At 57.4% G+C, this 20,343-nt stretch carries 17 protein-coding genes; 10 read left to right on the top strand and 7 right to left on the bottom strand.

All coding sequences use genetic code 11. The features are described 5' to 3' along the window. Window positions 1–91 precede the first annotated feature (91 nt). Window positions 92–1,210 carry an organic solvent ABC transporter permease gene (locus tag KXD86_RS00585; RefSeq protein ID WP_218634159.1) on the top strand — a complete coding sequence of 373 codons (1,119 nt, stop codon included), beginning with the start codon at window positions 92–94 and terminating at the stop codon, window positions 1,208–1,210. Here KXD86_RS00585 and KXD86_RS18980 read toward each other — a convergent pair. The 3 genes from KXD86_RS18980 to KXD86_RS00570 all read right to left on the bottom strand — a co-directional run bounded on the left by KXD86_RS18980 (window position 1,200) and on the right by KXD86_RS00570 (window position 3,533). Further along, window positions 1,200–2,507 (bottom strand): cyclic di-GMP phosphodiesterase, encoded by a 1,308-nt coding sequence (locus KXD86_RS18980; RefSeq protein ID WP_218634158.1) that lies wholly within the window; start codon window positions 2,505–2,507, stop codon window positions 1,200–1,202. The genes KXD86_RS00585 and KXD86_RS18980 overlap by 11 nt on opposite strands. Window positions 2,508–2,683: 176 nt before the next feature. Beyond that, the gene (locus tag KXD86_RS00575; RefSeq protein WP_228739285.1) at window positions 2,684–3,253 is read right to left on the bottom strand and encodes a hypothetical protein; all 570 of its coding nucleotides are present in this window, start codon (window positions 3,251–3,253) and stop codon (window positions 2,684–2,686) included. A gap of 1 nt (window position 3,254) precedes the next feature. Continuing rightward, window positions 3,255–3,533 (bottom strand): PilZ domain-containing protein, encoded by a 279-nt coding sequence (locus KXD86_RS00570; RefSeq protein WP_218634156.1) that lies wholly within the window; start codon window positions 3,531–3,533, stop codon window positions 3,255–3,257. 187 nt (window positions 3,534–3,720) lie between these two features. On the opposite strand from KXD86_RS00570, the gene KXD86_RS00565 reads away from it, so the two are divergent. Both KXD86_RS00565 and KXD86_RS00560 read left to right on the top strand, forming a co-directional pair. Next, window positions 3,721–4,737 (top strand): Fe(3+) ABC transporter substrate-binding protein, encoded by a 1,017-nt coding sequence (locus KXD86_RS00565; protein WP_218634155.1) that lies wholly within the window; start codon window positions 3,721–3,723, stop codon window positions 4,735–4,737. A 148-nt stretch (window positions 4,738–4,885) separates the two neighbouring features. Continuing rightward, a complete protein-coding gene (locus tag KXD86_RS00560) occupies window positions 4,886–6,574 on the top strand; it encodes an ABC transporter permease (RefSeq protein ID WP_218634154.1) in 1,689 nt (562 codons plus the stop codon). A gap of 19 nt (window positions 6,575–6,593) precedes the next feature. Here KXD86_RS00560 and KXD86_RS00555 read toward each other — a convergent pair whose 3' ends face one another. After that, window positions 6,594–7,079, bottom strand: coding sequence for a thioesterase domain-containing protein (locus tag KXD86_RS00555; RefSeq protein ID WP_218634153.1), 486 nt, complete (start codon window positions 7,077–7,079; stop codon window positions 6,594–6,596). Window positions 7,080–7,210: 131 nt separating this feature from the next. Further along, window positions 7,211–8,878, bottom strand: a complete 1,668-nt coding sequence (locus KXD86_RS00550) for an AMP-binding protein (protein WP_218634152.1) — start codon at window positions 8,876–8,878, stop codon at window positions 7,211–7,213. 254 nt (window positions 8,879–9,132) lie between these two features. Here KXD86_RS00550 and KXD86_RS00545 point away from each other — a divergent pair, with 254 nt between their 5' ends. The 3 genes from KXD86_RS00545 (at window position 9,133) to KXD86_RS00535 (ending at window position 11,879) form a co-directional block, all read left to right on the top strand. Further along, window positions 9,133–10,107: an ABC transporter substrate-binding protein gene (locus tag KXD86_RS00545; RefSeq protein WP_218634151.1), complete on the top strand. Its 975-nt coding sequence runs from the start codon at window positions 9,133–9,135 to the stop codon at window positions 10,105–10,107. A 65-nt stretch (window positions 10,108–10,172) separates the two neighbouring features. Then, the gene (locus tag KXD86_RS00540) at window positions 10,173–11,075 is read left to right on the top strand and encodes an ABC transporter permease (RefSeq protein WP_218634150.1); all 903 of its coding nucleotides are present in this window, start codon (window positions 10,173–10,175) and stop codon (window positions 11,073–11,075) included. Between the two features lie 9 nt (window positions 11,076–11,084). Next, the gene (locus KXD86_RS00535; RefSeq protein WP_218634149.1) at window positions 11,085–11,879 is read left to right on the top strand and encodes an ABC transporter ATP-binding protein; all 795 of its coding nucleotides are present in this window, start codon (window positions 11,085–11,087) and stop codon (window positions 11,877–11,879) included. Window positions 11,880–11,944: 65 nt separating this feature from the next. On the opposite strand, the gene KXD86_RS00530 is transcribed toward KXD86_RS00535, so the two are convergent. Then, window positions 11,945–12,757, bottom strand: coding sequence for a DUF6160 family protein (locus tag KXD86_RS00530; protein WP_218634148.1), 813 nt, complete (start codon window positions 12,755–12,757; stop codon window positions 11,945–11,947). 585 nt (window positions 12,758–13,342) lie between these two features. Between KXD86_RS00530 and KXD86_RS00525 the strand changes: the two genes are divergently transcribed. From KXD86_RS00525 to KXD86_RS00515, 3 genes are all read left to right on the top strand, one after another. Beyond that, a complete protein-coding gene (locus KXD86_RS00525) occupies window positions 13,343–15,481 on the top strand; it encodes an adenosylcobalamin-dependent ribonucleoside-diphosphate reductase (protein WP_218634147.1) in 2,139 nt (712 codons plus the stop codon). 28 nt (window positions 15,482–15,509) lie between these two features. Beyond that, window positions 15,510–16,208: a TSCPD domain-containing protein gene (locus tag KXD86_RS00520; protein WP_218634146.1), complete on the top strand. Its 699-nt coding sequence runs from the start codon at window positions 15,510–15,512 to the stop codon at window positions 16,206–16,208. Window positions 16,209–16,382: 174 nt separating this feature from the next. Continuing rightward, window positions 16,383–17,072 carry an aspartate/glutamate racemase family protein gene (locus tag KXD86_RS00515; protein ID WP_218634145.1) on the top strand — a complete coding sequence of 230 codons (690 nt, stop codon included), beginning with the start codon at window positions 16,383–16,385 and terminating at the stop codon, window positions 17,070–17,072. Window positions 17,073–17,110: 38 nt separating this feature from the next. On the opposite strand, the gene KXD86_RS00510 is transcribed toward KXD86_RS00515, so the two are convergent. Continuing rightward, window positions 17,111–19,165 (bottom strand): DUF8754 domain-containing protein, encoded by a 2,055-nt coding sequence (locus KXD86_RS00510; RefSeq protein WP_218634144.1) that lies wholly within the window; start codon window positions 19,163–19,165, stop codon window positions 17,111–17,113. 163 nt (window positions 19,166–19,328) lie between these two features. Between KXD86_RS00510 and KXD86_RS00505 the strand changes: the two genes are divergently transcribed. Next, window positions 19,329–20,342: a class I fructose-bisphosphate aldolase gene (locus KXD86_RS00505; RefSeq protein WP_218634143.1), complete on the top strand. Its 1,014-nt coding sequence runs from the start codon at window positions 19,329–19,331 to the stop codon at window positions 20,340–20,342. Window position 20,343 lies beyond the last annotated feature (1 nt).

Genomic DNA, 20,343 nt, shown 5'->3' with positions numbered 1-20,343 from the left:
CATCCCTATAATGCGGTTACAACAACTTACAAACGAACGGCTCGCCGCTTGTAAAAGGGCGGGCTGAAGTGAAGGGAATGTACGACACACCATGAGATCCGCTCACCCGATCCGCCTGTCACTCACCCTGCTAGCCACCCTTACCGTCACTGGCTGCCTCCATGACAGCAGCTCCAGCAGCGACGATACCAGCACCGGACGTCTCAATTTCAATGGTTTTGGCGGAGTGACCTACCAGACCGCCAGTCAGACGGGGACCACCAACGCCCAGGGCGAATTCCGCTATTACCCCGGGGAAACCCTGAGCCTGCGGGTGGGTGATCTGCCGATCGTCGACGGCGTTCCCGCCAGACGATACGTAACGCCACTGGAATTCTTCCCCGGACTCCGCGCTGAACTGTCGAATCCGGCATTCGATGATGAGGGCCTCAGCACCCATACCATCACCGAGCAGCAACTGATCGACGATATTCCACTGAACAACCTTACCCGCTTCCTGATTGCCCTAAACTGGACGGAGAACGTTCGCGAGGGCGAAGGCATTGACATTCGGGACCGGGTCATCGAGCAATTGAATGCCGCCCTGCCCAACCTGACCGGTCCAATCGATTTCAACGTCACCGAGGCTGAATTCACCGCGCGTGGCTCAACGCCCTCTCCCGCCAACCAATTGCTTGCCGCCATCTGTTTTTATCCAGAGGGCGACGAACTGTGCGAGGATCCGCCGACACCTTCAGAAATAGCCGCAGCGCCAACACGGCCTGACCTTGAGGAAGAAAGAGACCCCGACGTTGAGTACCGTGAAGATCTACAGGCGAAAAGAGATCGCATTCTTGGCTCCGTCCGGTCTCTTGAGGACATTGACGCGAACGATGCACAGACTTACCTGACGCGCGAACTCACGTCCATCACGACCGCCGTCTCAAACCGTTTCTATCTGGATGAAGACGTGGCCAGCCACCCTGCCAGTGACACCGAGATTAAAACGGTAGGCATCAGGAAAATTGGGGGGAACCCGGAACTGGCGGATATCGAAGCCATCAGCACCCGACCGGCAGATGTCATGGTCAATGCGACCAGTTGGCAGGAAGCGGAAGTGGAGTATTTTGTCGCAGGCGCAACCGGAGGTGAAGCCGAGCTTGTCGTGAGTTTCCGCCCGGACGACACCTACCGATGGGTACGCAAGCAGCTGCGCGTTATTATCCGATGATCAGCCGGGAGAGGTTCCAGCGGGATTCCCCGCCAGTCACATCGTAGCCGGCGGGATCCAGCCCCTCTGTGCCATGGGGCAGGCACTCACGGATGGTAATGGCTTCCCCGGCATCCCGGGTCTCATTGAACCGGGCCAGGTCAATCACCTTCGCAGACTTCAACGGCCGGTGATCGCTGTCGGTCATTACCATCACACGGGGCCACAGTCGGCGCTCTGGTGAATGGGACACAACTATCCCACGTTGACCGTCATTCAGTTCCACCAGACTACCCGTGGGATAAATTCCGATGGCCTGGATAAAGCTCTCAGCCAGGTCTTCCTGAAACTCGATGTTTCTCATGTCATAGAGCATCGCCACGGCCTTGTCCGGCGTTATCGGCTCAGAGGTCTCCCGCGGCCCGATCAGCGACTCGAAGAACTCGGCAATACCCGCTACCTTGGCCAATAGAGGAATACGGTCACCCCGCACGCCCTCCGGGAAGCCGGAGCCGTTGTGTCGCTCACGGTGGCCCTGCACAACACTCAGAACAGCCCGTGAAAGCCCACTGTCGGAGAGCATTTCTACGCCTTTCGATACGTACTCACGGTACTGGGCATATTCCTCGGTGCTCAGCTGTCCCTCACGGTTCAGTAGCTCCCTCGGCAAGGCGCACTTACCCACCTGAGACATCAGACAGCCAAGCCCGAGATGATTCAACAGCCCTTCATTCAGCCCGAGGTGGCGCCCACAAACCAACGCCCAAACGGACGTGTTGAGAGCATGTCGGTATATGTAATCGTCATGCTGGCGTGTCCGACTCAGCCACAGCAATGCGTCGGGCTGGCGAATAACGCTGCTGACCATCCGGCTGGTGATCTCAGCGATGGGTTTCAGGTCTGCAACGCCCTCGTGACGCACGGTTTCGAACAGGCGATGAAGGGCCATCTCAGCATCATCCAGCAGATGACGCGACGTCTTCATCTCTTTCTTGAGGGTGGTCACCGTCTCATAGGTGACCGGCTCCCGGATGTTGATGGGCGGCAACTGCAGCACATCCCGGCCTTTGCCACGACGACTGGCGTTGCGACTGAATGCCGGCTTTGTGGTGTCTTCCAGTGCAGCGGACACCCGAACTTCCGCGACATCAATCATCACCCACTTGCAGTGAGACGTCACTGCACGAACGTCGTCCTGGGAGCGGATATGAAATCCCTGAATGGGGAAAGGGGTTTGGTGCCAGGGCCGATCGAGATCGGACACAAACATGCCCACCTCCAGATCGTGCACTGCTATTTTTCTCTGCTGGACGCCCACAAGCCACCTCTATCCATAAACTTATCGATGAGTACCATTCTGACGGCGTGCCGAAAAGAGTCCATAACAGTTTGGTAGCGCAAAGTAACTTCAGAGCAACAAAAGGTAACGCTAATGTTCAGAGGGAAACAAAGTGTAGCAATGTGATAGCGATCACACGAAAATGTCAAAACGTGTCACTCTGCGTCACACACCGATTCATCGAACTCGGGCATTTTTGCCCTGAGCGAGCCGCGGGGCGCCTTCCGGGCATACACCGTGTAGGGCACCGCAGAGGCCCTTAGATAATCCATGTTCCGTAAATTGTCACCCTGACCCTCGACGGGCGAAACCGGCCGACAGGAAACAAGCAGCTCGAACTTCTCCCCGACGTCCGGAATACGGGCGCCTGGATCGGATGGATTGACCGTCATACAGGGCCGGTCGCCCGCTGCCAGACTACCGCCAGATGCGTACACGTCCCTAACCGGCTCACCGCAGGCCCTGATACCTTGCCCACAGGCAGCCTTATCCCCATCATCCCGCAGCCGCCAGACGCGGTCACTGCACTGGGTTTCGACCCGCATGGGCGTCGCCTTATCACTGACGAACCACCACCCGGGGTAGTCGGCGGTTTGCCAGGAGAGCCGGATCTGACGGGGTTCACCCGATGAATTCGCCGCGGGAAACATCGCGTAATGGGTATAGTAAGATGCGCAGCCTGGCAGGGTCAGGGACAGGACCAGAAACAGGATAAATCGCTTCATATCAATCCTGGCCATACTCGAATTGAAGTCCGAATCCGTCACGGGTCTTGCGAACGATCACCATATCCAGGATGGGGGCAGGCACCGGCAACCCCTGAACCTGCACGGTTACCCTGTCGCCAAGCTGGGGCTCAAAGGGTTCCGTATCGACCACAATGAACACGCCACCGTCGGAAATATCCCGGGTCGAGAAGACAAACTCACCCTGAACCGGGTGTACAACCTTCACCTTGGCACTCATCGCGGTGCGTGCATGTTCTCTTCGATCACTGTCTGCCATCGCGCGGATTCCACTACTTTTTACATAGTTTTTATAGTCTTCCGAAGCATACCACCATTTCCACAGAAATATGCCAAAGGTGATATTGACTCATCCATTAATACAAATGAGAATAGTTGGCGTTTTTAAATGCCTGTGACTAACATCGCGGGATCTGACTTCAGCATTTCTTGAAAAGGATCACGATATGCGAATGAAACTGGCCGCAACCGCCTCCATTGCCCTGACCCTGCTTCCATTGAGTGCATCCGCCGATGGCGAGGTGAACATCTACTCCTATCGGCAGGCCTACCTGCTCAAGCCACTGCTGAATGCGTTTGAGCAGGAGACCGGGATCGACACAAATGTCGTATTCGCGAAGAAGGGCCTGGCCGAACGCCTGGAGCGTGAGGGCCGCAACAGCCCGGCGGACATCGTCATGACGGTCGACATTTCCCGCATTAACGAGCTGGTTGAGCGCGACCTGGTTCAGGGCGTCGACAGCGACGTACTGAACGAGAACATCCCGGAAAACCTTCGCCACCCCGAGGGCAAGTGGTTCGCACTGACCACCCGGGGCCGGCTGATCTTTACCTCGAAGGATCGTGTTGAGGAAGGTGAAATCACAACCTATGAAGAGCTGGCAGACGACAAATGGAATAACCGCATCTGTACGCGAAGCGGTAAACATCCCTACAACATCGCCCTGTTCTCTTCAATGATTGCCCATCACGGGGAAGCCGAGACCGAAGCGTGGCTGGAAGGCGTCAAGGATAACCTGGCGCGCAAGCCGCAGGGTGGCGACCGTGACCAGATCAAGGCGATTGCTGAGGGCGTATGCGACGTATCGATCGGCAACAGTTACTACTACGGCAACATGCTTCAGGACGAAAACCAGCGTGAGATCGCCGAACAGGTTCGCCTGGTGTTTCCCAACGCCGAAGGCCGTGGCACCCACGTTAACATCAGTGGCATTTCGATGACCAAGAGCGCTCCAAACCGTGAAAACGCGCTCAAACTGATGGAGTTCCTGTCATCGCCTGAAGCCCAGCGCATCTATGCCGAGGCGAATACCGAATACCCGGCAAACCCGGATGTGAGCCCTTCCGGCCTTGTCGCGGAGTGGGGGGACATCAATCCGGACCAACTGTCCTTGCAGGAAATCGCTGACCATCGAAATGCAGCGGTGAAACTGGTTGATCGCGTCGACTACGACGGCGAGTAATCCGAACGGGCCGAGACCAGTTCATCTGACCTCGGCCCGTCTTTTCATCCGCAAATGCCTGTTGGAGATGGCGTAGGTGATTGCAGGCAGCCAGTCAGCTGTCTACAATCGACATCCTTTCTCATTTCGATTCAACAACAGGAAAGCTATGACCGAGGCCGTTACCAGCGTTGACCCAGGGCTAACCGAGCCCTTGCTGGCAAAACGAACCTCTCGGCGGTGGCTGATCTCTGCAGCCCTGACCACGGCCATTGTTGTGCTCCCGGTGCTCTCCGTTGTCTTCCTGGCCTTTTTTCCGGAAGAGAACATCTGGCCTCACCTCATCGATACAACGCTGCCCCGATACCTGACCACCACGCTTCAACTCATGCTTGGCGTCGGTGTGCTGACCCTGGTCATCGGACTTTCGACGGCCTGGGCGGTCACCATGTGCGAGTTCCCGGGCCGGCGTTTTTTCGAATGGGCTATGCTGCTGCCGTTCGCCGTTCCCGCCTATGTCATCGCCTATGTCTACACCAGTCTGCTTGACTACGCCGGGCCGGTGCAGAGCGCACTCAGGGAATGGTTCGGCTGGGAAAATGCCAGCGACTACTGGTTTCCTGAAATCCGCAGCCTGGAGGGTGCCACGCTGATGATCGGCCTGGTGCTCTACCCTTACGTCTATCTACTCGCCCGAGCCGCTTTCCTCGAGCAATCGCCGTCACTGTTTGCCGTCAGCCGCAGCCTGGGCCATTCCGCCCTGAGTACTTTTTTTCGCGTGGTGTTGCCAATCGCCCGGCCTGCAGTGGCGGTTGGCCTCTCGCTGGTGCTGATGGAAACCCTGAACGACTTCGGCACCGTCGACTTTTTTGCCGTGCAGACACTGACCGCCGGCCTCTTCGATACCTGGATGAACCTGGGCAACCTGGGCGGCGCCGCACAGATTGCGACCACCATGCTCATCTTCGTGGTCATTCTGGTGACCCTGGAGCGCTACTCACGTCGCCGGCAACAGCAGTTTGCAGCCCGGGACAACCGTGACCCGATCCGCCGTTTTACCATGTCCTTTCCGAGACAACTGGTCTGCGTGGCAGTGTGCGCTGTACCCGTGACCCTCGGCTTCCTCATCCCGGGCTTCACACTGGGCCTGTACGCCTGGGAATACTTCGGCGAAAGCTGGAATCCGGATTTCATCCAGAACACCTTCAATAGCCTTTTCCTGTCCGGCACTGCAGCACTGACCACCCTGCTGATCGGCATTACCCTCGCCTACAGCCGCAGACTGCACAACACCCGCGGCATGCAGATTCTCATGCGGCTATCGAGCCTTGGCTATGCCATGCCCGGGGCGGTTCTGGCGGTCGGCGTCATCGTGCCCCTCGCAGGTTTCGATAACTGGTTCGACGGCCTGATGCGCGAGTTTTTCGGTATCAGCACAGGCCTGCTTCTGAGTGGTTCCGCCTTTGCGTTGGTCTTTGCCTACACAGTGCGATTTCTCGCGGTTTCGGCGGGTAGCGTGGAGAGTGCCCTTCAGAAAATTACGCCGAGCATGGATATGGCGTCTCGCTCGCTGGGGTACACGCCGGGCAAAACGCTGGTCCACGTGCACCTGCCGATGCTCCGTGGCACCCTGCTGACAGCCGCGCTCGTGGTGTTTGTCGATTGCATGAAGGAGCTACCGGCCACGCTCATTCTCCGTCCCTTCAATTTTGAAACCCTGGCCACCTACGTCTACCAGTTTGCTTCCGACGAGCGCCTATACCACAGCGCGCTACCGGCCCTGATCATTGTACTGGCGGGAATCGTTCCGATTATTCTGATGAGCCGTTCGATATCCAACACACGCTCGATTGGCTGAACAGCCTCAGAACCGGGGATTACAGACTGACCCGTGAGCGGGCATCCTTGACGACAAAACGCCCCTGGAATACGGCCACGGGTTCATTCTGGGGTTCGGTGGTGGGAACGCCGCAAAACACTTCGGCGGTAAGATCCAGGCGACCCTTGCCGTGTCGCGCCAGGCTCTTCCGGAATTTGGCCGGAACTTCCCCAGCTGGTAGCCGGCAAATGACATAGAAATCCTGGTCAACCGGCTCGAGATAGTCGATGTTGCCACTCTGCACAACCACGGCGCCTCTGAGCCCAAGATCAGCCAGCGCCAGCTCAGTGAGTCCCCAGGCAGCGGTCACCGCAGCAGAATAGACACTGCCCCCAAATCCGGTGCCCTGATGATTCCGGTTCTGCTCCAGGGGGGCGCTCAGAAGCAAAGCGTGACCGTCCCAGGAGATCAGGCGTATGCCCAGCGCCCTGGAGAGCGGAATTTCATCATTGATGCGTTTTTGGAAGAGCGCCAACTGGGTCATATCATCCTCCTGAACACGCTCCAGTTTATGCCTCTTCCAGGTCTTAACCTATGCGACTTACGTCGGCTCCAGACGGCAAGAGGCCCGGCATCGCCGGGCCTCTTTTTACAGCGTGGAATCCGCCGTTTCCGTTACTGCCAGATAACCGGCTGACGTTGCGCGTACCAGGTATCAACTTTCTCCTGATAGGCGTCCTCAACAACGTTGCGCTTGAGCTTCAGGGTCGGCGTCAAGAAACTGTTCTCGATGGACCACTCATCGCTCACGACCGTGATAAAGGCCAACTGCTCGTGGGGATCCACCGTTTTGTTCACCTCCTGAATCAGGTTCTTGAAGCTGGCTTCAAGTTCCTTACGGAAGCTCTCATCAGCGGTCTTCGGGCGAATTTCCTCCCCGAGCATCACCAACGCATGGGGCTGGGTCTGGTTGGCACCGGAGACACAGACCATCTCGATGGCGTCGTGGGACATAAGCCGATTCTCAATGGGGGCAGGCGCAATGTATTTGCCTTTACTGGTCTTGAAGATCTCCTTGATTCGGCCTGTCAGTTTGAGGCGCCCCATCTCGTCGATTTCGCCCTTATCGCCGGTTTTCAGGAATCCGTCTTCGGTAAAGGCCTCGCGGGTTTTCTCCTCGTCCTTGTAGTATCCCATCATGGTCGCGGGACTCTTGACCAGGACCTCGCCCTGCTCGCTGATCCTCACCTCCACGCCCGGGAGCGCCTCACCAACATAACCGGTCCGTGAACGACCCGGCTTGTTCATGTGGGAGTAGGCAAAGTTTTCAGACATCCCGTACCCCTCCAGCAATTCCAGCCCGAGGTTGCGATACCAGTCCAGAACATCGCTCGAGAGCGGCGCCGAGCCACTGCCAGCCAGCTTGACCTTGCTCAGACCCAGGCCCTTCAGGATCTTCTTCTTGATCAGCTTGTTGACCACCGGAATCTTCATCAACCGGTCCAGCTTCTGCTTCGGCAATTTCTGGAGCACACCATGCTGGAACTTCACCCACAGACGTGGCACAGACAGGAACAGGGTCGGCTGGGCACGCTGCAGATCCTGAACGAAGGTGTCCAGAGATTCGGCAAAGTACAACTCAAACCCGGTGTAGAGCGAGCCCAGCTCGACAAACGTCCGCTCAAACACGTGGGCCAGCGGCAGGTAGGACAGCATCCGCTCTTCCGAACCGACGCCCAGTACCTGGGTACCGCCGGCGGCGGCAAACGCCATGTTACGGAAGCTCAGCATCACGCCCTTGGGCCGACCGGTGCTGCCAGAGGTGTAGACAATGGTCGCCAGTTCGTCCGGATCCCGATGCACCTGACCCTCCAGCGGCGGGTACTTGGCAACGATGTCGTCCCAGGTCTCGAAATCGTTGGGCGGGCTGAGTGGGTAGGAGATGCAGCGTACAGATTCCGGAACACCGCCCTTCATCATGTCCCAGTCATCCAGCTTGCCAACGAACAGGACGTCGCACTCGGCGTGATTGAGGATGTAGTTAACGGTATCCGCGTTCAGGGTCGGGTACAGCGGGACGGAAATGTGGCCGGCCATCCAGATGGCCCAGTCCGTCATAATCCATTGCGCGCAGTTCTTGGAGATAAGGCCTATCCGGCTTTTTTCCGGGAGATTAAGCGATTTGAGGTAGGCAGCGACGCGTCGCGCCTCATCAACCGCTCGGCCCCATGTGTATTCGACGACCTTGCCATCACCGATGGGCTGGGTCATGTAGAGGGAGTTCGCCTTGGTGGTTTCCCAATGGTAAACCATGTCCAGCGGAAGCTTATTCGTTGTGTCCATGAATCTTCCTTGCATTCGTTATTCGAATTATTCGGTCTTATTATTAGACTTTCGTAGGGTATTTCAACACACTATCGACAGTCAAAATGTGACGCACGCAGAACTATTCCATTTCTCAACTTTCCTTCGCTTCAGTCGCACCCCGACCAACAATGCTACCCCGATTCCCCCGGGCCTGTGGTAAACTTGCGCCCCTTCGTATTTCTGAACGTCGAACACTCATCAAAACCAGACACTGACTCGGAGACAGGCACATGGCCAAGAGAACTCTGCGCACCCTGATTGGTGCAACACTGCTGGCAGCGGCGGGCCTGGGACAGGCTCAGGAAGTACGCACAGTTGCCATCACGCAGATCGTCGAACATCCGGCACTGGATGCCGTTTACCAGGGCGTAAAAGACGAACTTGCCGAGCAGGGCTACACAGAGGGTGACAACCTGACCGTGATGCACGAAAGCGCACAGGGAAACTCGGCCATTGCCTCTCAGATTGCCCGTAAGTTCGTGGGCGAAAGCCCGGACGTGATCGTCGCCATTGCAACGCCATCGGCCCAGACCGTTGCAGCCGCGGCCCGAAATATCCCGGTCATTTTCTCAGCCGTGACCGACCCGGTTGGTGCAAAACTCGTCTCCAGCCTCGAGGCGCCGGGCGCGAACATTTCCGGCGTCAGCGACATGCTGCCGATCGAGAAACACCTCGACATGCTTCAGCGGGTCATGCCCGATGCCAAACGCATTGGCACGGTGTACAACCCCGGCGAAGCCAACGCCGTATCCCTCGTCAATCTCCTTGAGGAGCGGCTTGCAGCCCGCAATATGGAGCTGGTCAAGGCCGCGGCCACCAAGACCTCTGAGGTGCTTGGCGCTTCCCGGTCGCTGGTGGGTGAGGCAGATGCCATCTACCTGACCACGGACAACACGGTTATCAGTGCCGCGGAAGCGGTGATCTCGGTGGGTGAGCGCGCCGGCATTCCGGTGTTTGCCGCAGACACCGCCACGGTGGGTCGCGGCGCCGTCGCGGCGTTGGGCTTTGACTATTACAATCACGGCCGCCAGACCGGCGCAATGGTTGTCAAGGTATTGAATGGATCCAATCCCGGCGACATGCCGGTGGAAACCATGGACACACTGGACCTGTTTGTGAACCCGGCCGCGGCCCAGCGCATGGGCATCACCCTGTCTGAGGACCTGATCCAGGACGCCAAAGAAGTCGTCAAAAACGACAAGTAACGCCTGACCAAAACGGGCGGACCCCACAAGGGCCCGCCCGTTTTCTTTCACAGTGAAGATTACCCATGCTCAGTGAAATTGCATTCTATGGTGCCATTGAAACCGGCCTGATTTATGGCCTGGTTGCTTTTGGCATCTACATCTCGTTTCGGGTTCTGGACTTCCCGGACCTCACCGTTGACGGCAGCTTCCCGCTGGGCGCAGCCGTGGCCGCCGTGCTGATCATTGGCGGCTGGAATCCCTGGATTGCCACCGGCGCAGCCGTTCTTGCCGGCATGGCCGCGGGTGCGGTTACCGCTCTGCTCAACGTGAAGCTGAAGATTCTCAATCTGCTGGCTTCCATTCTCACCATGATCGCGCTCTACTCCGTGAACCTGCGCATCATGGGCCGCCCGAACATCGCGCTGCTGACTGAAGAGACGGTCCTCACACCCTGGTACAACCTCGACCTCGCCTACCATCAGGTACCGGTGTTGCTGTTTATCATCGTGGTCGTCGTGTCCCTGATCCTGCTCTGGCGTTTCATGAAATCCGAAACCGGTCTGGCCATGCGCGCCACCGGTGCCAACCCCCGCATGGCCCGGGCCCAGGGCATTGCCACGGGCGCCATGATCGTACTCGGCGTCGCCCTGTCCAACGGCCTCGTTGGCCTGGCCGGCGCGCTGTTCGCTCAAAGCCAGGGTGCCGCTGACGTGACCATGGGTGTTGGCGTCATTGTCATCGGTTTGGCGTCACTCATCGGCGGCGAGGCTGTGATCACACCTTCGACGGTGGTTCGCGCCCTGCTCGCCTGCGTCTTCGGCGCCATCATTTACCGGCTCGCCATCGCGTTCGCACTGAACGCCGATGTTCTGGGACTTCAGGCCCAGGACCTGAACCTTATCACTGCGGTTCTGGTCACCCTGGCTATCGTCCTTCCGGGCGTTCGCAGTTCCGTAATCGGCAAATTCACCCGCAACAAGGCCTGAGGAGGCGACATGATCAGTGCAAGCGATCTCCGACTGACCTTTGGCAAGGGAACGCCTCTGGAAAATCCCGCACTCCGGGGCATGAGCCTGACGGTCAACCAGGGTGAATTTGTGACCGTGATTGGCAGCAACGGCGCAGGCAAATCCACCTTCCTGAATGCGCTTTCCGGCGAGGTTCTGGTGGACAGCGGCGAGATCATCGTCGACAACGTGGATGTCACCAAACTTCCGACCCATAAGCGCGCCGGCCGTGTCGCCAGGGTGTTCCAGGATCCGTTGGCCGGAACCTGCGAGGCCCTGTCCATTGAGGAGAACCTGGCCCTTGCGATCAAGCGCGGTCAGCGTCGTGGACTGAGTGCGGCCGTGAAACGGCAGTATCTTGATCAGTTTCGGGAAAGCCTGTCCTCGCTGAAGCTGGGCCTGGAGAATCGTCTTGGTGACAAGATGGGGCTACTCTCCGGGGGCCAACGCCAGGCCGTCAGTCTTTTGATGGCCAGCCTGACCCCGTCCAGCATCCTGCTGCTGGATGAGCATACTGCCGCGCTTGACCCCAAGACTGCGGCATTCGTGCTGGAACTGACGACCCAGATCATCGAAGAACAGAAACTGACGGCGCTGATGGTAACCCACAGCATGAAGCAGGCTCTGGAAGTCGGTAGCCGCACCGTGATGCTCCACCAGGGTCAGGTGGTGTTCGATATTGCCGGCAAGGAACGGGAAGGTCTTGAGGTGAAGGACCTGCTCGGGTTGTTCGAGAAACAGCGTGGCCTGGAAGTGGACGACGACAGTCTACTGTTGGGCTAAGCCAGCAATACCCAATAAAAAGCGGGGCGAAGCCCCGCTTTTTATTGCACTTGATTGAAGCTCGATCAGTGACCGTAGATTCGCATCGCAGTGTTGCTTATCGCCAGGTTATCCAAGGCAAGGGAGCCAATCGATGTGCCGCCTACAATCACACCACCAATGCGAATATCCGCCTCGAAGGTGTTCAAATCCACGGCAAGACTGTCCACACCCGCGCTGTTAGGCGCCTTATAGATATCCATATCCACTCTGGCAAAAAGATCCAGCGCCCGGGGCGCCCTCAGGTCATACCCGGAACCGGTCAGCTCAAAATCCCGAATTCCAATGGCCAGAAATGGTACGTCGAAATCCATATCATCGATAGCAATGTCGGTGATGAAATTGAGTTCGTCGGTTGCTGTATCGACCGAAATCGTCCCCGAACCGATCAGCGCATCCATCCGGAAGTTATCCATGATTGTGGTGCTGTCCGTCTGACCGACCAGATTCCAGGCTCCAGTTCTCACACCCAGGTCAATGAAAGCAAGATCCTGTGGCTGGAAATTGATAATGGCGTCCCCATCAGACATGACATCAATATCAATGCGTATATTATCCAGCAAGGTGTTCGCTGCTCGACCTGTCAGATTCAAGCGCATTTCGGAGAACAGATCGGTTCGGTTGGTACCGCCGACGAAAATGTCATTGATCTCCAGGGAGCCTTCATCGGTGTAGATGAAGCGATCAATGTTCAGTTTGGTTTCAAGTTCAATGGTGACACCGGCCTGACCGGTGATATTCCCCATCACGGAATCATCCAGCATCTGGATTTCGGCCATGGCCGCAGGTTGAACACCTGCAACGCACAGCGCTAACAAGGTAGGTTTCAGGCCTTTCATTGTTCGTTCCTTTTATAGTAGTTATCACTTCCTGTGGGCCACTGCGTTGTTCGACACCACCCCCATACTCTAGCGACACGTTGTCTCGGGGTACGTGCAGGGATCACAAATTGGTTGCTATTTACAACCATACGAGACCAGAAACGCACATTTTTTGAACACAACATGTAGTGTTTTTGAATATTTACGGGCAAGCTCCCGATTTGCCGAGATTTTCAGTCTTGCAACCGTAAGTCGATTGATTTTCTTTGCGCCATCCTATCAATCAATAGTTGCGTTCTTGTTCACATACCACTATATCCTGTTATACTTTTCGAAAAATAAGCCCATATATAGGGCCAGAGACTTCCAAGGGAATTCGCCGCCAGGCGAGCCCAAAACCGGCTTCCGCCAAGCCGACAACAACGATCCATAGTAGAAACCGGATAATCCGGGTGCGTTAAAGCTTGCCAAGCTGCCACCATATGTAGTGGTCATTAATGCGCCAGGAGCCAAGACCGGACATTAGGATATTCAAGGGGTGCAGCGCTGTCATAAGGGATAGCGCTGTCAAAAGAAGACATACTGGGAATACCGAGGGTGGCAATGAACGCTAAGGCACAGGCAGTGGTTACTACGATTCCGATGCAGGAAGCTTCGCTCGACATCTGGAACAGCAAATACCAGCTGAAAACCAAGACTGGCGAGCCCGTCGACAAGGACATCAACGCAACGTACGAACGCGTGGCCAAGGCCCTGTCTGAAGTCGAAAACAAGTCCGTGCGCACAAAGCACATGAAGGACTTTATCTGGGCGCTTCAAAATGGCGCCATTCCTGCCGGCCGCATTACCTCCAATGCAGGGGCAGAAGCCCACAAACCTGCGACGTCCACCATCAACTGCACGGTGTCCGGCTCCGTCCAGGACTCCATGAATGACATTCTGGAGAAGAACCATGAAGCCGGCCTGACCCTCAAGGCGGGCTGCGGCATTGGCTACGAGTTCTCCACCCTTCGGCCAAAAGGCGCCTACGTTGCCGGCGCCGGCGCTACCACGTCCGGCCCGCTGTCGTTCATGGACATCTTTGATCGCATGTGTTTCACCGTGTCGTCTGCCGGTGGCCGCCGTGGTGCCCAGATGGCCACCTTCGACGTTCACCACCCGGACGTGATCGATTTCATCCAGGCCAAGCGTGAAGACGGCCGCCTGCGCCAGTTCAACCTGTCCCTGCTGATCACTGAAGATTTCATCGAAGCCGTCCGCAACGACGACGACTGGCATCTGTCCTTCCCGGTTACCCAGAAAGAAGTGGAGGACGAAGGCCTGGATCTGAGCGACGCCAGCCAGTTCGTGTACCGGGATTTCCCGATTCTGGACGGCTACGTGGTCAACGGCGAAGGCAAGGTGGCATGCCGGATCTACCGCACCCTGAAAGCCCAGTTCATCTGGGACACCATCATGACCTCTACCTACGATTACGCTGAGCCGGGCTTCATCCTGATCGACAAGGTCAATCAGATGAACAACAACTGGTTCTGCGAGGACATCCGCGCCACCAACCCCTGTGGTGAACAGCCCCTGCCGCCCTACGGCAGCTGCCTGCTGGGATCAGTCAATCTGACCAAGTTCGTGGATTACCCGTTTACGGACAAGGCCAGCTTCAACTACGAGAAATACCGCAAAGTTGTTGGGATCTTCACCCGAATGCTGGATAACGTGGTCGAGATCAACGGTCTGCCGCTGGAAGAACAGCGTCACGAAATTACCTACAAGCGCCGTCACGGCATGGGCATCCTTGGCCTGGGCTCCACACTTGCCATGCTTCGCATGCCATACGGTTCCGAGGAGTCGGTACAGTTCACCGAAGACGTCGTGCGGGAAATGGCCGTTGAAGGCTGGCGCCAGTCTCTCAGCCTCGCCGAGGAAAAAGGCGTGGCACCGATCATGGACGATGAGTTCGAAATCACCCCGAAGATGCTGAGCAAGTGCCCGCAACTCTCTGAAGACGGTTACAAGCTGGGCGACAAACTGAAAGGTCGCGTGTTGCATGCCAAGTACAGCAAGTATATGCAACAGATTGCCAGTGTAGAGCCAAAGCTGGTGGAAGAACTGGCTGAGAAGGGTGGTCGATTCACTCACCACACCTCCATCGCACCCACCGGCACCATCAGCCTGTCGCTGGCTAATAACGCCAGCAACGGCATTGAGCCGAGCTTCTCGCACCACTACGCCCGGAACATTATTCGGGAAGGCCGGAAGACCAAGGAAAAAGTTGACGTTTTCTCGTTCGAGCTGCTGGCCTACCGCCACCTGGTGAACCCCGGCGCCATGCCGTTCTCCGAAGACGAGGACAAGAAGCTGCCGTCTTACTTCACCACCTCCGACGATGTAACGCCGTCGCAGCACGTGGACATCCAGGCTGCCGCCCAGAAGTGGGTAGATTCCTCGATTTCCAAGACGGCCAATGTTCCGACAGACTTTGCATACCAGGATTTCAAGGACATTTACCTGTACGCCTATGACAAGGGTCTGAAGGGCTGCACCACGTTCCGCTTCAACCCGGAGGCGTTCCAGGGTGTACTGGTGAAGGAGAAAGATCTGGAGAACACCTTGTATGAGTTCACTCTGGACGACGGCAGCAAAGTGACGCTGAAGGGTAACGAACAGGTCGAGTACGATGGCGAAATCCACAACGCCGCCAACCTGTTTGACGCGCTCAAAGAAGGCACTTACGGAAAGTATTGATCCGGGAACCCGACACAGGACAACGAACATGACAGTCAAGATCAGCAACAAAATCGTCGGCTACCGCGTAAAGAAAGCCGACCCAGAAGCAGCCGCCGAACATCAGGCGCCCGTGCAGGCGGAAACCAAGCCGGTTCAGATGAACGAATACATCGAGCGGCCAGACTTCCTGCTGGGCACCACCTACAAGATCAAGCCGCCGGTGGCCGAGCACGCGATGTACATCACCATCAACGACATCCTGCTCAACGAAGGTACCGACCACGAGAGCCGGCAGCCGTATGAGGTGTTCATCAACTCCAAGTCCATGGAGCACTTCCAGTGGGTCATCGCCCTCACCCGGGTTATCTCTGCGGTATTCCGCAAGGGTGGCGACGTGACCTTCCTGGTAGAAGAGCTGCGCAGTGTTTACGACCCCAACGGCGGCTACTTCAAAAAGGGCGGCGTATTCATGCCCTCCCTGGTAGCCGAAATCGGCGCGGTGATTGAGAAGCACCTGAAGGCCATTGGTCTGCTGGAAAGCGAGGAAATGAGCGAGACGACCAAACGCATCCTCGCCGAAAAACGTGCGGAGTTCGAAGCCAGCCACACCACGGCAACGAACGACGACAAGGCAAGCGATTACCCGGCCAACGCCACCATGTGTGGCAAATGCAGCACCAAGGCGGTCATCGTGATGGATGGTTGCGCGACCTGCCTGTCCTGTGGGGACAGTAAATGCGGTTAAGGTAACGGATCGCTATAGGAAAGGGCCCGGAGTGAAAGCTCCGGGCCCTTTTTTTTTTGAAAGGATCCATTCCCAGATGAGTGCCATTCGGGCAAGCTCTGAATTCACTCGGGCTTTACAGAAAGCTCCGCTCGCAATGGACTGACCCCACACCGCGACGAGAGACATCATCCCATGAAAACCATTGGCCTGCTGGGTGGCATGAGTTGGGAATCCACCCAGACCTACTACCGACTGATCAATGAGCGTGTGAAAGAGCGCCTTGGTGGTCTGCATTCCGCAAAACTGATCCTCTACAGCGTTGATTTTGCGGAGATCGAGGCGCTACAGCATCAGGGAAACTGGGATAGGACGGCCGCCATACTCTCCGCCAATGCCCGGTCACTGGAATCCGCCGGCGCGGATTTTCTGCTGATCGGCACCAACACCATGCACAAGGTCGCACCGCAGATCGAGGCATCGTTGCAGATCCCTCTGCTGCACATCGCCGAAGCCACGGCAGATGTATTGAAACAGGATCGAATTACCCGGGTAGGCCTTTTGGGCACACGATTTACCATGGAGCAGGCGTTTTATCGGGAACGCCTCGAGCAGTCCGGTATTGAAGTACTGGTGCCGGACCAATCTCAGCGGGACGATGTTCATCGCATCATCTACGAGGAGCTGTGCCAAGGACGCATCAATCCTGACTCGCGAACCCTCTTCGTTGATATTGTCGAATCTCTTTCCGGGCGGGGTGCCCAGGCCGTTATCCTCGGATGCACTGAGATCGGATTACTGCTCGATCAAGCAGCCACCCACGTCCGTCTCTACGACACAACGGCTATCCACGCTGAGCAGGCTGTAGAACGAGCCCTCGCTTGAACGTGATCGATCCGTAAACCGGGAGTCTGGCCAAGCGCTCAGGCTGGAACCTCGGCTTCAGCCGCCAGTACCCTCACCCGTTCAAAGTCCTCGTCACTGAACACACCATTGACGCCCGAAATGGCCGCGAGTTTCATGCCGTGGCGCAGGCCCAGCTTGTAGATTTCACGGACCTTTTCCCACTCGATGTTACGGCCCAGCGTGAAGTTCTCGAAGCGTCCCTCAAGGGCCAGAACGATGGTCTCGGCGAGACAGGCGTAAGCAATACCCCGGGGCAGTCCGATATCCTTCATGTCCACATCACCCGGGAGCTGGATCTCTCCCGATTCGATCACCAGAACATCCGGTCGTTTCGCCACGTCCTCGGCGGGTATGTCCAGGGGACGCGCGACGTCGGTAATCACACAGCCGGGCTTCACTTTCATGATATCCAGGATCCGTTTGCCGGCCCCGGACGTCGCCGTGACGATCATATCCATGCCCCCCACGTCGCGGTCGGCCGATCCGGCCACATGCACCACGGCGCCCGGCGTTTCCTGTTCAATGCTTTCCTTGAGCGCCAGCAGCTTTGCCGGTTCAGGGGCAGCCAGGTATATTTCATCCACGGCCTTGGCCAGTAAACGGGCGCAGACCGAACCAATGGCGCCGGTGGCACCGACCACCATGGCTTTACCGGCCATCTTGCCACTCGTTCCGACGTGCACCCGGCCTATTCGTTTCACCGCATCGTGAGCGGCCCAGAGCGCCCCTGAAGCGCTGTAGCTGTTGCCGGTGGTAATGGGCAGCGGAGCGCGCTTGGCGACGGTGATTCCGGCATCGCCCACCACCTTGGTAAACGCACCCAACCCCATCAACTGGGCGCCGAGTTTTTTCGCCAGCCGGGCCGCCGCAAGCAATCGGCTGTATGTGAATTCCGGGCCGTGCGCCATGATCTCACGCGGTGTCCCCCCGACCGTAATAAGCCAACCCTCCGCTTCATCCCCCGTCGGTGACTTGATGCCGGAAATCCTGCAGTACACGAAAGGCGGCGTATAGGCCACGGCCTTCTCCACCAGGTTCATCACGAGCGGTGGAGATACATTGGCGATCCAGTCCAGTGGCGGGGTTTTGGTCAGGTATTGCTGAGATAGCGGGTGGATCACGAACGCAAACCGGTTAACCCGACGATACCCGTTTGGATAGAGAATCCGGGGTTCAATGCCCAGGGTGTCAATCACATCCAGGTAATCATCCGGGCCCAGCTGTTCTGGAGTCCGTGCCAGCGCTGCACTGATCATCGCCTCCATCACATTCATGCCGACTGGTCGGCCCTCCAGCCAAGGACTGTAGTCCACAACCATCGCCACCCGGCGGGACCGCATCCAGTCCAGTACCGGTTCGGTCACCCGCGAGGTAATGATGGTTTTTCCATCAAGTTGTTTCTGGCTTAGATGCTCGAGATCCCCCACCGCCGCCACGATAACGTGTGCATCCCGGGTGGCGTGATTCAATGTTCCTTTCACCAGCCCCTCACCCAGACGATAGAGCGGGCTGCGCATGACCGTCTCCACCGTTTTTATCGCGGCGGGTCGGAACATGATCGGGGCGGTCAGGGACGTATAGGTTTCCAGCTGTTTGAGCGACGTCAGCATACGCGGCACACCGAAATCGTTGTACGGATCGGCGAAGAACAGGTTGTCGGTATGCTCCGACAAGGACTTGGCAATCCGGTAACTGGCCTGCCCATTCATGAACAGCACCCGGGCGTTGTCAAAGAAGTGGCCCAGCTCGGACTGGGTATGACGAACCGCCCATTCCTGAAGAATGCCTCTCAACCCCGCGCCGGTGGTTACCGGGATGTCCGGCACACAGGCTTCAAGGCGAGCCGTGTCCGGATGCCTGAGCTGTTCACGGCCAACCTGGTAATGGTCGTGGACCATACTCAAACCAATGGCATCGGCCTGTTCACGCACCGATTCGAGCATCGATTCGGCCCGGGATAGGTCACCGTCGCTACCCAACCGGAGAATCCGGAAGGATTGCCCCAGAAACTCGGTTTCCAGCTCGTAATCGTGTTCGGACGAACCCTGACTGATGCTGACAACGGTTTTCATTTTCCGTCCCTGCCCCGTTTTCTGTGATTCCTTTTAAAAGATTAAATCACCCAATCGGGATCCGCCTTAGCACAGGTCAAATTTCGCTCACACGCTCAGGGTCTACAATGAACAGAGCTAACGGCAATCGACACGACACAGTAACCGAAAAGGAGGAGCCACCATGGGAATTCAGGACGAACTCGCCTCAACCATTCAGAGCCTGGTTCAGCCCGGTCAGGGTATTCTCGCCGCCGATGAAAGCCACCCAACAATCGCCAAGCGGTTTCATGCCGTGGGTGTTGAATCCAGTGAAGAGAAACGTCGGGAATATCGCAGCCTGATACTGTCGGCTCCCGGCCTCGGGGAGTTCATCAGTGGCGTCATCCTGTTCGAGGAAACCCTCGGCCAGAAAAGCCTCGACAATGTTCCTATCCCGCAGCTCCTCGAAAGCCAGGGGATTGTCCCCGGCATCAAAGTCGACAAGGGCAAGCAGCCGCTGGTGAATGCGCCGGGCGATGAGATTACCGTGGGCCTTGACGGCCTCGAAGACCGGCTGGAAATCTACAAGAACGCGGGAGCCCGGTTTGCCAAGTGGCGGGACGTTTTTCATATTTCGGACACCCTGCCGTCACGACAGGCGGTGGAAGCCAATGCCGAGGTACTGGCTCGCTATGCCGCTGTCTGCCAGGCCATGGGCATCGTGCCCATTGTTGAACCCGAAGTCCTGATTGATGGCGACCATACCATCGAGCGTTGTGCGGACGTCAGCGAGGCGGTCCTTCGGGAAGTTTTCTGGGCGCTGGCAAGGCACAGGGTCCAGCTGGAGCACATGATTCTCAAGCCGAGCATGGTTACGCCCGGCAAGGAAAACCAGAAAGCCACGCCGGAACAGGTGGCGGAGGCAACCGTTCGGGTCTTCCGACGGGTGGTGCCGGCCGCGGTGCCGGGCATCAATTTCCTGTCTGGCGGCCAGACACCGGAGGAAGCCACCCTGAACCTGAACGCAATCAACAACCTCGGAGCACAACCCTGGGCATTGAGCTTCTCCTACGGTCGGGCGCTCCAGGAGCCTGCCCAGAAAGCCTGGGCGGGCAACCTGGACAATGGCCCCGCCGCCCAGGAGGCCATGCTGAAACGGGCGCGACTCAATGGCGCAGCCCGCTCAGGGACCTACAGCCCGGAGATGGAAGACTGAG

This window comes from Marinobacter arenosus (assembly GCF_019264345.1).
Taxonomy (GTDB): domain Bacteria; phylum Pseudomonadota; class Gammaproteobacteria; order Pseudomonadales; family Oleiphilaceae; genus Marinobacter; species Marinobacter arenosus.
This window is presented reverse-complemented; position numbering and strand designations above follow the sequence as displayed.

What these genes read in the sequence shown, in the direction of transcription:
- KXD86_RS00510 (WP_218634144.1), bottom strand. Translation starts at nt 19,165, where the DNA reads ATGAAAACCGTTGTCAGCATCAGTCAGGGTTCGTCCGAACACGATTAC.
- KXD86_RS00525 (WP_218634147.1), top strand. Translation starts at nt 13,343, where the DNA reads ATGAACGCTAAGGCACAGGCAGTGGTTACTACGATTCCGATGCAGGAA.
- KXD86_RS00545 (WP_218634151.1), top strand. Translation starts at nt 9,133, where the DNA reads ATGGCCAAGAGAACTCTGCGCACCCTGATTGGTGCAACACTGCTGGCA.
- KXD86_RS00520 (WP_218634146.1), top strand. Translation starts at nt 15,510, where the DNA reads ATGACAGTCAAGATCAGCAACAAAATCGTCGGCTACCGCGTAAAGAAA.
- KXD86_RS00565 (WP_218634155.1), top strand. Translation starts at nt 3,721, where the DNA reads ATGCGAATGAAACTGGCCGCAACCGCCTCCATTGCCCTGACCCTGCTT.
- KXD86_RS00535 (WP_218634149.1), top strand. Translation starts at nt 11,085, where the DNA reads ATGATCAGTGCAAGCGATCTCCGACTGACCTTTGGCAAGGGAACGCCT.
- KXD86_RS00570 (WP_218634156.1), bottom strand. Translation starts at nt 3,533, where the DNA reads ATGGCAGACAGTGATCGAAGAGAACATGCACGCACCGCGATGAGTGCC.
- KXD86_RS00505 (WP_218634143.1), top strand. Translation starts at nt 19,329, where the DNA reads ATGGGAATTCAGGACGAACTCGCCTCAACCATTCAGAGCCTGGTTCAG.
- KXD86_RS00530 (WP_218634148.1), bottom strand. Translation starts at nt 12,757, where the DNA reads ATGAAAGGCCTGAAACCTACCTTGTTAGCGCTGTGCGTTGCAGGTGTT.
- KXD86_RS00560 (WP_218634154.1), top strand. Translation starts at nt 4,886, where the DNA reads ATGACCGAGGCCGTTACCAGCGTTGACCCAGGGCTAACCGAGCCCTTG.
- KXD86_RS00585 (WP_218634159.1), top strand. Translation starts at nt 92, where the DNA reads ATGAGATCCGCTCACCCGATCCGCCTGTCACTCACCCTGCTAGCCACC.
- KXD86_RS00555 (WP_218634153.1), bottom strand. Translation starts at nt 7,079, where the DNA reads ATGACCCAGTTGGCGCTCTTCCAAAAACGCATCAATGATGAAATTCCG.
- KXD86_RS00515 (WP_218634145.1), top strand. Translation starts at nt 16,383, where the DNA reads ATGAAAACCATTGGCCTGCTGGGTGGCATGAGTTGGGAATCCACCCAG.
- KXD86_RS00575 (WP_228739285.1), bottom strand. Translation starts at nt 3,253, where the DNA reads ATGAAGCGATTTATCCTGTTTCTGGTCCTGTCCCTGACCCTGCCAGGC.
- KXD86_RS00550 (WP_218634152.1), bottom strand. Translation starts at nt 8,878, where the DNA reads ATGGACACAACGAATAAGCTTCCGCTGGACATGGTTTACCATTGGGAA.
- KXD86_RS00540 (WP_218634150.1), top strand. Translation starts at nt 10,173, where the DNA reads ATGCTCAGTGAAATTGCATTCTATGGTGCCATTGAAACCGGCCTGATT.